Source organism: Pseudalkalibacillus salsuginis (genome assembly GCF_021646685.1).
GTDB lineage: Bacteria > Bacillota > Bacilli > Bacillales > Fictibacillaceae > Pseudalkalibacillus > Pseudalkalibacillus salsuginis.
In genome coordinates this window covers 142965-159277 of the sequence record NZ_JAKJHW010000007.1, presented here as the reverse complement: position 1 = coordinate 159277, position 16313 = coordinate 142965, and the positions used below count along the sequence as shown (strand labels likewise).

At 44.2% G+C, this 16313-nt stretch carries 14 protein-coding genes; all 14 read left to right on the top strand.

Features of this window, described 5'->3' with window-relative positions:
- Window positions 1-2: 2 nt before the first annotated feature.
- Window positions 3-767: a DeoR/GlpR family DNA-binding transcription regulator gene (locus tag L1611_RS16825; protein ID WP_236314879.1), complete on the top strand. Its 765-nt coding sequence runs from the start codon at window positions 3-5 to the stop codon at window positions 765-767.
- A 132-nt stretch (window positions 768-899) separates the two neighbouring features.
- Window positions 900-2393, top strand: a complete 1494-nt coding sequence (locus L1611_RS16820; protein ID WP_236314878.1) for an L-fucose/L-arabinose isomerase family protein — start codon at window positions 900-902, stop codon at window positions 2391-2393.
- 89 nt (window positions 2394-2482) lie between these two features.
- Window positions 2483-3208, top strand: coding sequence for a (Fe-S)-binding protein (locus L1611_RS16815; RefSeq protein WP_236314877.1), 726 nt, complete (start codon window positions 2483-2485; stop codon window positions 3206-3208).
- Window positions 3209-3215: 7 nt separating this feature from the next.
- Window positions 3216-4649 carry a LutB/LldF family L-lactate oxidation iron-sulfur protein gene (locus tag L1611_RS16810; protein WP_236314876.1) on the top strand — a complete coding sequence of 478 codons (1434 nt, stop codon included), beginning with the start codon at window positions 3216-3218 and terminating at the stop codon, window positions 4647-4649.
- Window positions 4642-5361, top strand: a complete 720-nt coding sequence (locus L1611_RS16805; RefSeq protein WP_236314875.1) for a LutC/YkgG family protein — start codon at window positions 4642-4644, stop codon at window positions 5359-5361. Before L1611_RS16810 ends, L1611_RS16805 begins: the two co-directional genes overlap by 8 nt.
- A gap of 620 nt (window positions 5362-5981) precedes the next feature.
- Entirely contained in the window at window positions 5982-6617 is a 636-nt protein-coding gene (locus L1611_RS16800) for a helix-turn-helix transcriptional regulator (RefSeq protein ID WP_236314874.1), read from the top strand.
- Between the two features lie 25 nt (window positions 6618-6642).
- On the top strand, window positions 6643-8196 hold the full coding sequence (locus tag L1611_RS16795; RefSeq protein ID WP_236314873.1) for an AbgT family transporter: 1554 nt from the start codon (window positions 6643-6645) through the stop codon (window positions 8194-8196).
- A 356-nt stretch (window positions 8197-8552) separates the two neighbouring features.
- Entirely contained in the window at window positions 8553-9674 is a 1122-nt protein-coding gene (locus L1611_RS16790) for a metal-dependent hydrolase family protein (protein WP_236314872.1), read from the top strand.
- A 27-nt stretch (window positions 9675-9701) separates the two neighbouring features.
- The gene (locus L1611_RS16785) at window positions 9702-10910 is read left to right on the top strand and encodes a M20 family metallopeptidase (RefSeq protein ID WP_236314871.1); all 1209 of its coding nucleotides are present in this window, start codon (window positions 9702-9704) and stop codon (window positions 10908-10910) included.
- A 107-nt stretch (window positions 10911-11017) separates the two neighbouring features.
- On the top strand, window positions 11018-12109 hold the full coding sequence (locus L1611_RS16780) for a threonine aldolase family protein (protein ID WP_236314870.1): 1092 nt from the start codon (window positions 11018-11020) through the stop codon (window positions 12107-12109).
- A gap of 29 nt (window positions 12110-12138) precedes the next feature.
- Window positions 12139-12945, top strand: coding sequence for a CBS domain-containing protein (locus L1611_RS16775; protein ID WP_236314869.1), 807 nt, complete (start codon window positions 12139-12141; stop codon window positions 12943-12945).
- Window positions 12946-13218: 273 nt separating this feature from the next.
- Entirely contained in the window at window positions 13219-13728 is a 510-nt protein-coding gene (locus L1611_RS16770) for a hypothetical protein (protein WP_236314868.1), read from the top strand.
- Between the two features lie 80 nt (window positions 13729-13808).
- Complete coding sequence (locus L1611_RS16765; RefSeq protein WP_236314867.1) at window positions 13809-15494, top strand: sensor histidine kinase; 1686 nt, start codon at window positions 13809-13811, stop codon at window positions 15492-15494.
- A gap of 18 nt (window positions 15495-15512) precedes the next feature.
- Window positions 15513-16187, top strand: coding sequence for a response regulator (locus L1611_RS16760; RefSeq protein WP_236314866.1), 675 nt, complete (start codon window positions 15513-15515; stop codon window positions 16185-16187).
- Window positions 16188-16313 lie beyond the last annotated feature (126 nt).

The following is a 16313-nucleotide window of genomic DNA, read 5'->3' as shown; positions in this document are numbered from 1 at the left end:
CTATGCTTGTAGCGGAAAGGCATTCAAAAATTGTCCAAATCGTGAATGAAAAAAAAAGTGTCCGTGTTGCTGAATTAAGCCGAATTTTTTCAGTCACAGAAGAAACCATCAGAAGAGACCTTGAACGGTTAGAGAAGGAACATAAGCTATCCAGAAGCCATGGAGGAGCAGTCAGCCTGACCAATGGATCTGATACACCTGAAACGCCTTATTTCGAACGGGAAATCATGAATGTGAAAGAGAAGAAGGAAATTGCTGAAGAGGCAGTGAAACAGGTGGAAGAAGGAGATAAGATCATCCTGGATGCAAGCTCTACAGCATGGTATATGGCTAAAAGGCTGCCAGATATTCAGCTGACGGTATTGACGAATTCCATTAAAGTGGCGCTTGAACTAAGCGGTAAAAAACAAATCACCGTTTTTTCCACAGGTGGGATCATGCTTCCTCGATCTTTATCTTACGTAGGACCTCTGGCTGAAAGTTCATTTGATAATTATCACGTGAATAAAGCCTTCTTGTCCTGCAAAGGATTTCATTTTACTAAAGGGTTGAGTGAATCGAACGAGCAGCAGGCAAGAATCAAGAAAAAGATGATGGACATCGCTGATAGTGTATATATGATGATCGATCATACGAAATTCGGCGTTCAGGCCTTCACGAATATCGGGAAGGTGGATAGTGTAGATCATATCCTGACTGACAGTAATGTCGACCAAGAAACGATCACCCGTTTAAAACAACATAATTTGAACGTGATTAAAATCTGATTGATTGCCGCTGATTCTCCTGTCCATGGAGTTGGCGGCAATTTATCATAATCTCTTATATAATGGGCGATTAGGACAGGGTCGATCCTACCCGTGATTGGCTCTAAAACAGGTGTATGGAGGACGTCAAAAATGAAAACGTTTAAAGAAGGAAAAAGAGCTAGAGTAGGGGTTTATTCAATTGGTTTGAAAGCTTACTGGGATCAATTCAGCGGGTTAAGAGAACGTTTGCTTGAATACGGTGATTTCATAACAAGTAAGATGGGTGAGGAAGCGGACGTTTCGTATTTTGGTTTAGTTGATACGGAAGAAACAGCGAGGAGGGCAGGAGAATGGTTCAACGAAAAAAACGTGGATATCATTTTTTGCCATTCAGCTACCTATGCCAACAGTTCGACGGTTTTACCGGTCCATCAGATTTGTCAAAAACCTGTTGTGTTTTTAAATCTGCAACCGACAGACCGCATCAACTATGAAACAGCGAATACAGGTGAATGGCTGGCCCATTGTGGAGCCTGTCCAGTCCCTGAAATCTCGAATGCTCTTAATCGTGCTGATATACCTTTCAGGGTGATCAACGGGCTGCTAGGATTACCTTACACGCCTGACATTTCCTCAACAAATGAAACGACAGCCGGGATGCCTGAAGCAAATAAAGCATGGCGTGAAATCTTAGAATGGATCAAGGCTGCATCGGTAACCAGGACGTTAAGACATTCCAGGTTTGGTTTCTTAGGCAACACATACAGCGGAATGTTGGATCTGTATAGTGACTTTACAATGATCCAAGCCCAAACCGGCATGCATATTGAAGTCTTGGAAATGTGTGATTTGGATAAGTTTTTAAAGGATGTCACGGAAGAAGAAGTCAAAGGAAAAATGCGAGAGGTGGAGAGTATTTTTGAAATAAGCGGTGATTCTCCTTCAGATCCGATCGCTAAGCGTCCGACTGATGAACAGATGGAATGGTCATGCATGGTTGCCGTTGCACAGGAAAATTTGGTACGTGAATATGATTTGGATGCCCTGGCGTACTATTATCACGGAGCTCCTGGAAATAAATATGAAAAACTCCAATCTGGTTTCATATTAGGTAATTCGTTATTGACAGCAAAGGGAATTCCTTGCGCAGGTGAAGGTGACCTGAAAACAGCCATTGGCATGAAAATTTGTGATCTGCTCGGAACTGGTGGAAGTTTTTCCGAAATTGTTGTGGTAGATTACAAGGACGGAACCATTTTGCTTGGTCATGATGGGCCATTCCACATAGAGATCGCGGATGGTAAACCGATTTTGAGGGGGATGGGCCTCTATCATGGGAAACAAGGGGGTGGCGTTTCGGTGGAAGCCAAAGTGAAAAATGGGCCGATCACTACGTTGAATGTGACCCAAACTGGAGATGGGAAATTGAAGATGATAAGCAGTGAAGGAGAATCCACAGATGGGCCGATAATGAAAATCGGCAATACGCAGACACCAGTCAAGTTTCCATTACATCCAGACACCTATATGGAAAAGTGGTTTGCTGAAGCGCCGACACATCATTGTGCCATGTCTGTTGGACAAAATGCTTCCCAATTCAAGAAAGTAGCTGAATTGATGAGCTGCCTGCACGTGACACTTTGACCAAGTAGAAGTTCGGGGTACTATGACAAGACTGCGCCAAAGGCTAAGCTTATCAAGTTTGTTTATTTGAATGAAAAAGGAGAGTCACTATGAGAGTATCCCTTTTTATAACCTGTTTGGGCGATATTTTTTATTCAAAAGTTGGAAAGGACACTGTTGAAGTTCTTGAACGGCTTGGCTGTGAGGTTGATTTTCCCGAGTCCCAGACTTGTTGTGGGCAGCCGGCATTCAACAGTGGTTACCAAGAGAATGCCAAACAGGTAGCGAAAAATATGATTCTAGCATTTCAACACTCAGAATATGTAGTCGCTCCTTCAGGGTCATGCATTTCCATGTTCCATGAGTACCCGAGCCTATTCAAGGATGAGCCCGAATGGAAGGGGAGGGCTTTAGATCTAGTGGATAAATCATACGAGTTCACCCAGTTTTTAGTCGAAGTATTAAAGGTGGAAAATGTCGGAGCCTCCTTTAATGGAAGGGCAACGTATCACAGATCATGCCATATGACCAGACTCTTAGGAGTAAAAGATGCCCCCATCGCATTATTGGAAAAGGTGAAAGGGCTTGAAATCAGAGAGCTTCCAGACTGCCAGAATTGCTGTGGGTTCGGAGGGACCTTCTCTGTGAAAATGGGACCTATTTCAGAGCAAATGGTCGATGAAAAAGTCAAAAACATTGAAAAGACAGAAGCCGATGTCTTAATTGGCGCAGACAGCGGGTGTCTGATGAATATAGGTGGAAGAATCAACCGACAAGGCAAGCCGATCCAAGTGTTGCATATTGCAGAAGTTTTAAACAGTGGAAACTGGGAGTGAGTGTATTATGCCGATGAAAATTGGAACCGAAGAATTCAACAGCCGTGTAGGAAAAGGAATAAATGATGGATTTATGAGAGAAGCTGTTCGATCGGCCCAAGGCAGACTCTACGAGAGAAGGCTCAATGCTGCAGAAGAACTCGGTAATTGGGAAGAATGGCGGAACCATGGGGAAGAAATCCGCAGCCATACTCTGGAAAATTTGGATTACTATCTTGAACAGTTAAGCGATAATATAGTAAAGCGAGGCGGCCATGTCTTTTTTGCTGAGACAGCCGAAGAAGCCAATACGTACATCCAGAATGTCGTAAAGAAAAAAAATGGACGTAAAGTCATCAAATCAAAATCGATGGTAACCGAAGAAATCAGCATGAATCAAGCGCTGGAAAGTATAGGTTGTGAGGTCGTTGAGAGTGATCTAGGCGAGTATATCCTGCAAATCGATGATCATGATCCCCCTTCCCATATCGTCGTTCCAGCTCTACATAAAAACAAATCACAAATACGGGATGTTTTTCGGGAGAAGCTCGGCTACTTGAATACTGAAAAACCTGAGGAATTAACCCTTTTTGCAAGAGAGAAGCTCAGAAAAGAATTCCTTTCGGCTGATATAGGGATTACCGGCTGTAATTTTGCTGTTGCTGAATCAGGTTCAATCAGTTTAGTGACGAATGAAGGAAATGCGAGGCTTGCCACGACCCTTCCAAAAACCCAAATTACTGTGATGGGAATGGAGCGGATTGTCCCGACATGGGAGGATCTTGATGTAATGATCAGTCTTTTAAGCAGGAGTGCAGTCGGGCAAAAGCTTACAACTTATGTAACTGGCCTGACAGGGATAAGAGACGATGGAGATGGGGATGGTCCAGAAGATTTTCATCTTGTGATCGTGGACAATGGCCGTTCGAAAATCCTGGGTACCGAGTTTCAAGAAGCCCTTCATTGTATCCGGTGTGCTGCCTGTATCAATGTTTGTCCTGTCTATCGCCATGTAGGCGGCCACGGTTATGGATCGATCTATCCTGGCCCGATCGGTGCGGTGCTTTCTCCACTACTTGGTGGATATGAAGATTATAAAGAACTGCCATTTGCATCAACCCTTTGTGCGGCATGTACAGAGGCTTGCCCTGTGAAAATCCCCCTGCATGAACTGTTGAATAAACACCGTAGGAGGATAGTTGAAGAAGAAGGGATGTCTCCTGCCCTGGAACGGATGGCAATGAAAGGCTTCCAATATGCAGCAGGTTCACCTTTTTTATATAAAATCGGAACGAGGCTGGTACCGCTTTTAACAACTCCATTTGTAACCGAAGGGATGATCACAAACGGTCCTGGTCCGATCCGACCATGGACAGAAACCAGGAATCTTCCTGAACCGAATAAAGAACGTTTTCGTGATTGGTTTAGGAAAAGAGAGAGGGAGGCGAAAACGGATGGGTGAAAAAAAGATTCATAACAAAGAGTCTTTCTTGAAGAACATCTCCCTTCAACTTGGGCGCAGTAAACCGGTACATGTAGAAAGACCAGTCTGGAAACATCAGCCCCAATGGGAAGTGCATAAAGGGGCATCAAAGGATGAACTTGTTGAAATCCTGAAAAAACAGTGTACGTTGAACCATACGGACTTTTATGAAACGGATTCAGGCCACCTAACAGAAGTGATTGAGGATACGATCAGGAAATATGAAGGGAAATCGGCTGCCGTATGGGATGACCTGAGGTTTGATGAATACGGCATTACAGATTATTTTAACGAAAAATGTTCAGACGGGGCATTCAGCTGCCACAGATGGGATCCAAAGCTGGGGAAGCAAAATATCGTTCTTACTGAAAAGGCGGACGTTGGGATCACCTTCAGTGATATGACATTGGCTGAATCAGGAACAGTTGTCCTTATGAGTGGGGACGGTAAAGGTCGATCGATCAGCTTACTTCCGGTCACATACATTGCCATCATCCCGAAAAGCACGATTGTTCCGAGGATGTCACAAGCCACCAGAGAGATACACCAAAAGATTGAACAGGGGGAGAAGGTAGTTTCATGTGTGAACTTCATCTCTGGTCCCAGCAACAGTGCGGATATCGAGATGAACCTCGTTGTCGGTGTACATGGACCGATTAAAGCAACCTATATTGTAGTTTCTGATAAATAATAGTCGTGCTCGTTATACGAGAGTACAATTTAGTCCAATCGATTTGGTTGAAGGTGATTTTAGGCTGCCCATAGATGCCTGCCACTTATGGGAGCCCATTTTTTGTTATACGTTAAGAAAGTATAATTTTTCAGCGATGTAGCTAACCGACGTAGCAGAAAAGTTTACGAACTAATGGGTGCCGTATCAACCAGAACCGTCTCTCCTAATCAAATTTCTGTCGATATCTTACTTTCATTTAGTTCTCCACATTTTTACTCCAACTTTTTACGAAGCTATTTTCCAGATATAACTCTGTAGACATAACAAACCCACCTGTAGGTTTCCAATACTCCATATCATGCTGGTTTTGATGAATCTTGTAACAGAAGTTAAAAAATTTTTTAAATTTTAAAATTTTTTGTTGAAAGTTTTCCGATACACTTGTACAATTGGTGCAATATTCAATCAATTCGGGACAAGTACCGCTGAGCCCAGGTTTTTCCTATAATTCTATCAAGAGGAAGGTGATTCATTAAAAGAAGCACATTTTTGCAAAGAATGAATGTTACTGGACAACAAGGAAAAAGAACGCTTTGACAGAGAGAAGTAAGTAATATTGGATCTCTGGGGGTTTGAAAATGAATCAAGTAGCAACAGATCTTCATCCTGTTTTTAAGCGATATATACCGATGGCAGAAAGCATCGCGAAAACATTCGGTAGCCATTGTGAGGTTGTCATCCACGATCTGACAGACGTTTCAGCCTCCATCGTTGCCATTTTCAACGGCCATGTGACAGGGAGACAGGTAGGCTCAACCATTACCAGTTTTGGTTTGAATCTTCTCAGGAAAGTAGAGGAAGGGACAGATTGTCTTTTAAACTATGTTAACGAAGACTTGAGAGGAAAGCGGGTGAAGTCCAGTTCAATTTACATCAGGGATGATGATGGAAATTTGCTAGGTTGTTTAAGCATTAACCTTGATATCACCCAATTTTCGATTGTAGAAAAGCTTTTGGCTGAGATTACGGATACAAAGAAAGATGAGGAATCGGCCCCGTTATCGATCTCACAATTTGAAAACCAAATGATTGAAAGAGCAGCAGAGAAAATCGGGAAGCCGATACAGATGATGGACAAGGCCGATCGGATACCATTCATCTATCTGCTTGACGATATGGGCTTATTCCGCGTAAAGGGATCCATTCAGCATGTCGCATCACTGCTCGGGGTTTCTAAATTTACTATTTATAACTATCTGGATAAAAAAACATAGCAACATAGATCAGGAGGGGTAAAAGATGAGCGTGCCAGAGATCGGAAAACAGGGGGAAGTCAAAAAAAGCAGTCTGTTCAACAGGTTCCTGGACTGGATTGAAAAGTACGGGAACAAGCTTCCAGACGTACTTACGTTGTTTGCGATTTTTACAGGACTTATTTTGGTTTCATCCTTTATTGCTGGAAAGTTGAAATGGAGTGCAGTTAATCCAGCCACTAATGAAACGATAACTGCAGTGAACCTGCTTGATGGAAAAGGAATTGTAAAGATCCTTACCGAAATGGTCAATAATTTCATGTCGTTTCCGCCACTCGGCCTCGTATTGGTTGTCATGCTTGGGGTCGGGCTTGCTGAATCGACAGGTCTCGTTTCAGCATTCATGAGAAGGGTTGTCCTTGCATCTCCGAAATTTCTTATTCTGCCGATCATCGTTTTGATTGGGATGCTCGGAAATGCTGCAGCAGATGCTGCATTGATCGTCCTGCCGCCGATTGCTGCCCTTGTCTTCATGACATTAGGAAGGCATCCGATCGCGGGTCTTGCCTTAGGTTATGCAGCGGTTTCCGGCGGTTTCAGTGCCAACCTGATCCTGAACATGCTCGATGCGTTGGTCGCTGGTTTTACGATTTCAAGTGCACAGATCATCGACCCGAATTATGACGCAAGTCCTGCAATGAACTATTACTTCTTGTTTGCATCGACATTTGTGTTATTACCAGTCGCCGTATTCGTTTGTTCCAAGATCGTTGAACCGCGTCTTGGTGAATACACATTAGAAGCACAGGTGGATACGAAAGCTGAACTTACCAAAGAAGAGAAGGTTGGATTGCGCTGGGCAGGGGTTTCGGTTGTTGTATTCCTTGTGATCATGGCGTTTGTCACAATCCCTGAAAGTGGGCTATTACGAAATGCAGAGACCGGTTCCCTTGTGGAAGATTCACCGTTCATGCAAGCGCTTGTCCCGCTGATGCTCTTTTTCTTCTTCATCCCGGCACTCTTTTATGGAATCGGTGCGAAAGTCATCAAGTCGGATAAAGATGTGGCTGAGCATCTGACCAAAGCGATGTCCGGCATGGGCTATTACATTGTCCTAGCCTTCATTGCAGCTCAAATGATCACGTATTTCAACTGGAGCAACCTTGGTTCGATCATTGCGATCAAAGGTGCCGCTTTCTTACAGAATACAGGACTTACCGGACTGCCGATGTTGATCGCCTTCATCCTGTTCTGTGCAGTCGTCAACCTGTTGATTGCCAGTTCTTCAGCAAAATGGGCATTGCTTGGACCGGTATTTGTACCGATGTTCATGCTTCTCGGTTATAATCCAGCATTCACACAGCTGGCCTATCGTATTGGAGATTCGATCACAAATACGATCACACCGATGCTTGCTTATTTCGCGATCCTCCTTACCTTCGCGAAGAAGTACGACCCGAAGATGGGTGTCGGGACGCTTATGTCCGTCCTTCTCCCATACTCGATCGGTTTCACGATTTTCTGGACGATCTTGTTCGCCGTATGGTACTGGTTAGGACTACCGCTCGGACCAGGAGAATACATCCATTTAAAAAACTGATCTTTTTAAACAGGGAGGATCCTGCTATAGGATCCTTTCTGCCATTTTCCACAAGACAAGAAAGTATTTTGATGAAGGAATGTTTAGCTCCAACGCCCAACCCCTTGGATACTTCAGTCCAGCTGTGGCGGCGACACATTGATTTAAGTCGAAGTGTTTACCCACGCAAAACCGAACTTGGTTTGGTTCGAGCCTCCTCGTCGGACTTCCAGTGACCTTTGTGGTTGATCAGGGAGTTTGCGCTTTTCTTTCAGTTCTCTTAAAGGAAAAGGAGGGGTAAGTGTTGAAAACTAAAGTAACGAACGTTCAACTATTTGATGGATATGAACTGCATACCGGTAAAACGACGATTATCTTTGATTATAGCGATCGGTCATGAGGCAAATGGAATCGATGTGGATCAAGTGATTGATGGGGAAGGATTGACCTGTTTGCCTGGATTGATGGATTGTCACGTTCACCTCACGATGGATGGGAATCCGGATCCATTCCGTGACATGTCAGGGGATTCAGAAGCGGATGGTTCCTTCCTAGCTGTCCGTAATGCTCGGAAACAACTCGATGCTGGTGTGACGTCTGTCCGCAATCTCGGATCGCAGTACAATATTGACATTGCTCTCCGTAATGCGATTGAAAAAGGTATGATAGAAGGGCCGTGTGTCATAGCATCCGGAAAACCGATTGTCATGACTGGTGGACATGCCCATAATATGGCGATTGAGGCGGATGGTGTGGATGAAGTCCGGAAGGCAGCGAGAACCCAGCTGAAAGCAGGGGCTGACCTGTTAAAGCTGATGGCTACAGGTGGTATCATAACCCCAGGAGTCGACCCTGGAGCAACCCAGCTTGATGAAGATGAGCTGCGATGTGCTTGTTCAGAAGCCTCGAAAGCTGGTAAAATGACTGCTGCCCATGCGCAAGGGAGAGAGGGCATTAAGAATGCGATTCGCGCGGGGATTACGACTGTGGAACATGGGATCTACCTTGATGAAGAGTTGATCGGGATGATGCTTGAGTCGGGTACATACCTCGTGCCGACCCTGTCTGCGCCCTTTAACATAGCTGAAAATGGGTTAGACGGCGATATCCCCCAACATGCCATCGAGAAAACGAAAATCGTTATGGATGACCATAAAAACAGCTTCATCCAAGCTTACATGGCTGGGGTGAAAATTGCAGCCGGTACTGATGCAGGAACACCATTCAACTTTCATGGGAAATTTCCGAAAGAGCTTGAATTGATGGTCGGATACGGGATGGGTGAACTGGATGCACTCCGCTCTGCGACGGTTATCGCAGCCGAGGCAATGAGCCTTTTGGACAAGACAGGATCTGTGGAGGTTGGGAAGACGGCAGACCTGCTGCTCGTAGAAGGAAATCCGCTTGAGAATATTTCGGATGTCCGGAATGTCGCCTATGTGTTCAAAGAAGGAAAATGTGTCACAGCCAAACGTGAAAAATCGCCTTACAAGGTTTAATATCATTTGAAAAAGGATGATGAAGATATGGAAAAATTATTTGCGAAATTGGAAGAACATTACGAAGAGATGGTGGAGATCCGCCGTCACCTGCACCAAAACCCGGAGCTTTCTTTTGAAGAAGTGGAGACACCGAAGTTCATTGCTGCATATCATGAAAAGCTGGGACACGAGGTCCGTACAGGAGTAGGAGGACGTGGTGTCGTCGCAAAGCTGAAGGGTGGCAAGCCTGGAAAAACGGTCGCACTTCGCGCAGACTTCGATGCGCTGCCGATCCAGGAAGCAAACGATATTCCTTATAAATCCAAAGTGGATGGTGTGATGCATGCTTGCGGTCATGATGGGCATACCGCAACGCTGCTCGGTTTAGCGAAGGTTTTGAACAGCATGCAGGATGAGCTTGAAGGGACAATCGTCTTCATCCACCAGCATGCAGAAGAAATGCAGCCAGGTGGTGCGATTTCCATGATTGAAGATGGCTGCCTTGAAGGTGTAGACGTCATTTTCGGAACACATCTCTGGGCGACGAGCCCGGTCGGGGAAATCGGCTACCGTTCAGGCCCAATCATGGCTGCAGCAGACCGATTCCAGGTCACGATCCAGGGGAAAGGCGGACATGGTGCACAGCCTCATCGTACGAAAGATGCGGTCGTCATCGGTGCCCAGGCGGTTACGAACCTTCAACAGCTTGTCAGTAGACGGGTCGATCCACTCGAGTCTGCCGTCGTTTCAGTCGGGGCTTTTGAAGCGATCAATGCATTCAACGTTATTGCAGATACGGTCAAACTGACAGGGACAGTAAGGACATTCAAGGAGGATGTACGTGAGCTCCTTGAAAAAGAGATTGAGAGAGTCGTCAAAGGAACGTGCATCGCATCGGATGCAGACTATACGTATAACTTTTATAGAGGATATCCGGCAACTGAAAACCATCTGGAGGAAACGGAATTTGTGGCACAGGTTGCACAAGGGGTACCGGGTGTGACGGAGGTAAAAGAAGTGGCTCCTGAAATGGGCGGGGAAGATTTCGCTTATTATCTTCAGCATGTAAAGGGGACGTTCTTCTTTACAGGCGCACAGAACGTAGACTGGGATGTGACCTATCCACACCATCATCCTAAGTTCAAAATTGATGAGCGTGCCTTGCTTATCGCGGCTAACACACTTGGAGCAGCAGCCCTGGCTTATCTGAAGCAAGGATCAGCGCAACAAAGCCAGACAGTGAAAGTAAAATAGTAAGGGAGAGGAGGATCGGTCCATGCATTTTGGACCGCCTCTTTTAATTTTTTAGTTGTAGAATGGAAATAAGTAAGAGTCAGAAAGACATAAGGGAGGAGATTTCAATGCCTGAAAACGTTCCTTTAGCCAAAGCATTCAAACTAACGGAATATCAAATTACAGGTAACGGATCCCGAAACGTTCAAATCCTTAAAGACGCACTGGATGGAGTGGATGGCCAGACGGACAGTGATATGTATGGGAAGGGGGAGGTAATCGAAGCGTTTCAAGAAAAGATAGCGGAGTATTTAGGGAAAGAAAGTGCAGTGTTTTTTCCTAGCGGAACGATGGCCCAGCAAATCGCTTTGCGGATCTGGAGTGATGAGAAGAAGGTAAACAAAGTGGCGTATCATCCTTTATGTCACCTTGAAATCCATGAAGAAGACGGGTTGAAAGAACTGCACCATATCCAACCGATTCTTTTAGCGGATGAAAACAAGGTGATAGAGTTGGAGGATGTCGTCAATATGGAGGAAGAAATCTCCTGTATATTGCTTGAACTGCCTCAACGTGAAATCGGAGGGCAACTGCCAGACTATGAAACACTTGAATCGATTTCTTCCTACTGCCGAGAGAATGGGATCCGGTTGCATCTGGACGGGGCAAGGCTTTTTGAAACTCTTCCATACTATCAAAAATCAGCAGCTGAAGTCAGCGATCTTTTTGACAGTGTCTATGTTTCGTTTTACAAAGGGATCGGAGGACTGGCGGGGGCAATCCTTGCTGGTGATGAGGCTTTTACAAAAGAATCAAAAGTGTGGAAAAGACGACATGGCGGCGATTTGATCAGCCTTTATCCATACATACTCAGTTCGGATTATTACTTCGATCAACGGGTAGAAAAAATGGAGCAGTATTACGTGGAGGCGAAAGAACTCGCTGGATTATTCAACCAGTGCCATGCTGTAACAACCAGGCCCGCAAAACCGGTCTCGAATATGTTCCATGTCCATTTCGGTGTACCGAAAGAGAAGCTGGAACCGCTCCTGGTGGACATATATGAAATGACCAATGTCGGGTTAACAGGTTATATAAGTGATACGGATGACACCTCTTGCTACTACGAAGTGAGCATTGGCGATCAATACGAAAAAATACCAAAAGGCCGATTAAAGGACGTTTTTCAAATTTTAGATAAGAGGCTAAAAAAGTTGTAGTGAAGAGTTGTGAAAAGGAGGTAACATCTATGAATTCAACTTCGTCGGGGTTTAAGAAAAGGTTAAGTCAATATCATGATCTTCGATTACTTTATGAACAAGATATCAAGGTGAATCATATATCCGAGGTCCTCGATATCTGTCATCCTCATGATGATGCACAAATCATCAAGTCCTATATGGAAGAGAAGGATTATGATGTACTTGGTGTTGAGGAAGACGAACGTGTCATTGGTTATGTAAGAAAAGAAGGATTAAAAGACGGATTTTGCAGGAATTATATCAATCACTTTTCGCCAAAAGAATTGGTTTCGGAATCAACCCCTTTGATCAAAATCCTATACCTATTTAGGGAAACCGAGAGAATTTTTGTATTAGAGGAAAACAGAGTGACCAGGTTAGTAACGAAAGCTGACCTTCAAAAGCCGCCAATCAGGATGTTATTGTTCGGGATTATAACATTGCTTGAGATGCATCTTTTGAAAGTAATCAATCATTACCTCCCTCAAGATGCGTGGAAAAAGCATTTAGATAACGGAAGAATTCAAAAGGCTGAAGTCATATACACTGAGAGAAGAATTAAAAACGAAGCCATTGGTCTAATTGATTGCTTACAGATTTGCGATAAGAGAGACATTATCTTGAATGAGCTTAATATAAGAAAACAATTGAAAATTCCTTCAAAAACGAAAGGAAAAGACTATTTTAAAAGGTTGGAAAAATTGAGGAACAACCTGGCTCATGCTCAGGAACTCAATGCAGAAGGTTCATGGGATGATATGATCTTACTGATCGAAGAAACAGAAGAAATATTCGAAACCTGTGAAGGAATCTAATGATCGCATACATTAAGAGTTCCGAAAATAGATTTCTGAATATTGACTAAATTACTCTTTTATTCTGTACCAGGCACCATTTCAAACCCCTTGCGCGGCAAGGGTTCCGAAATGGTGCCTGGTACAAAACGAACTGATAAAGCATGTAGAGAAGTGATAAAAGGTAAAGAGAGGGGTACATAAAATTTTACAAATAAAGTAATTCAGTGGAGGAATCTTACTGCTTTGAAAGAATATTTATTTTTAAGCAGGACTTTTTGGTAGGAGGATTTTATGGAAAAAAAGAAGTGGCGTTCGGTGAAAGGGGAGGGTAGTGGATTTGGTACACTTATACTCGGAAAAAAGCCTGAAATACAATCAGAACAGATTTTTATTTCTTTGACAAGAGGAGAAGGGCTAAATTTCTTCCAGTTGATCATCAATCAAATTTTAACCCTGATGGTCATGAATCAGATGAAGAAAGCCCCGGGTCTCCTGTACGCAGAATTATATGGAGAGATGAAAGATCGAAAAGGATATGGGCAGACCATGACGGTTTGGGATGGGAAGACGATGCCGAAATTCCGGAATAGGCGGTCTCATGGTATTGCGATGAAGTTTTTCGGATGGGTGATCCATCGGAAAAACACGAAGACTTATTACCTTACTTATTCATCTAATGAAAAAATCCCCTCTGTAACAGAGGTAAGGGATATCATCAGAGAGTACGGTAAGTTTTATGATGGTGGAAAGCTTGTAAGATTACCAAGCCCGCCAAAGCTCAATAAAAGTGTAAATGGTTAAAAGCCAGCGTTTTTGTTGGCTTTTTTTGATGTGTGCCAGGCACCTTCTGAAAACCGTTGGGGCCCAAGGGAGAAATTGTCGTGCCTGGTACAATGCATGCAAATAGGCTAGAATGTTCAGTAAATACGTGTGCCATCAAGGAGTTCATCATGCTGCAGAAATTACTGAATGTATCGCTCCAAGTGAAAATCCTCGGTTTGATCATCTTTCTTTTGTTATTGGTGATCGGTCTGCTTTCTTTCATCGTCGGTTATTTGGAAAGGGAAGAGGATGTCAAACAAGCAGAACAGATTGCCTTACAGACTGCACAAACCCTGTCCTATATAGGGACGATCCAGCAAGCAGTGAAGGAGGGAGGTTCATATGAAGAGACGAATCCAATCGTTGAACGTATGCGGGATCAAGTTGATGCCTCAGCGATACGGATTGAAAATCGTGAGGGAGAGTTGAATGGTTATGCCGGCGACATCATTACGAATCAGTCATCCCCACGGAAGGATCGTTACCGCTCCCTTGTATTTGGGAGCACATATGTGACGCAGACAGAAGATGAAGGGCATAAGGTCCTGAAGGGCATCGCACCGGTTCTGATCAATTATGGGGACTATAAAAAAGTCGGAGGTACTGTTTCCGTTATTTTTAATATGGAAACGATCCAAAGCAAGATCGCTTCGGATATCAGGAAAATGGTGTATGTTTCTTGTATCGTATTCATTGTAGGGATTGCAGGAAGTTACTTTCTGGCAAGAAGCATCCGGAAAGACACACATGGACTGGAACCTTATGAGATAGGAGCATTGTACCGCGAGCGGAATGCCATACTACAATCCGTGAAAGAGGGCATCCTTTCTATTTCCCAGAATGGTAGGATCACGATGATGAACCACTCTGCACGGGTACTGTTGGATATTAGTGAGGATATTGAAGGTATCCCGCTGACATCGTTCATTTTGTCGGACAATCTTCGTAAGGCCCTGCAATCCAAAGAGACGATCAGCAATCAGGAGTTCCACTATAAGGACAAAATCCTTATCGTCAATACACAACCGATTATAGAAGATGGGGAGCAGGTCGGGGTGGTCGCCAGTTTCAGGGATAAGACCGAAATCAAGAAGATGGTCGATGCCCTGTCGGAGGTAAGGCAATACTCTGAAGATCTTCGGGCACAGACCCATGAATTCACGAACAAGCTGTATGTTATTCTTGGTATGATCCAGCTCGGAAAGTACACAGAAGTGATTAAATTGATCCAAGAGGAGACGCAATTGCAGGAACACCATACCGAATTTCTTTTTACGAATATTAACGACGACAAGGTACAGGCGATCCTCCTCGGAAAACTTGCGAAAGCCTCCGAGAAAAAGATTGATTTTAAAATAGATGAAGAAAGTGCGATGATGCCTCTTCCGGGCCATATCGGTTTTTCCCCGTTGATCATCATCCTTGGAAACTTGATCGACAATGCTTTTGAGGCGGTGGCGGACAGTAAGGTGAAGGAGGTTACGTTTTTTGTGACCGATATCGGAAATGACATCATTTTTGAAGTCGAGGATAGCGGAGTAGGGATCAAGAATGGTACGGAAGATAAGATTTTCCAAAAAGGGTTCTCTGGCAAAGGGGAGAATCGTGGGTACGGGCTCACGAATGTAAAAGAGGAAGTCGAACTACTGGGTGGTTCAGTCGAATGGACGAATACTCAGGCCGGCGGGGCCATTTTCACGGTAATCTTGCCAAAAAGGCCTGAAGATTATACCGAAAAGATATAGAGGGAAGGTGAATGGTTCATGTATAACGTCGTAATTGCGGAAGATGATTACCGTGTGGCTCAAATACATGAAGAATATCTGGCGGCGATTGATGATATGAAATTGGTCGGTAAGGCGTTGACCGGAGAAGATGCGATGCGGTTATTGGGTGAGAACAAGGTGGATCTGCTTCTGCTTGATGTCTATATGCCAGATCAGTTAGGCACCGACCTATTGCATAAAATACGGGAGGAACATCCCGAGGTCGATATCATGTTGATCACAGCGGCTAAAGAGAAAGCATTCCTTGAAAAGGCGATCCGCTATGGTGTGCATCATTACCTGATCAAGCCGATCACACTTGAACGATTCAAAGAAACGATCAATCAATATAAAAAGAAGAAAGTGATGCTGCAGGAGACTGCAGATGTGGACCAGTCCTTGCTGGATCGCGTTTTTGGTAAAGGAGTTAAGGAGCCTGAGAGATCGAACCTCCCGCCTGGGATTGATGCGATGACGTTGAAAAAGGTGAAAAAGCTCTTGGAAGATAATAAAGAAGGGATCACTTCTGAGAAAGCCGGGGAGATTCTCGGTGCATCCCGGACCACCGCAAGGCGTTATCTCGAGTATCTCGTAGGAATCGAACAAGCAACAGTCGAGCAGGTTTATGGAATCGTCGGAAGGCCAGAACGAAGGTATTATGCGAGAGGATAGGGAATAAAACGATCAGTTGCTCGGCGGAAGAGTTTGTACCGAAAACAAAAAAAGAGACAGTGAAGGGGATCACTGTCTAAAAAAGGGGAGGTTTTAAGGATTTTATGCGTTAAAGTATAAAGGTAT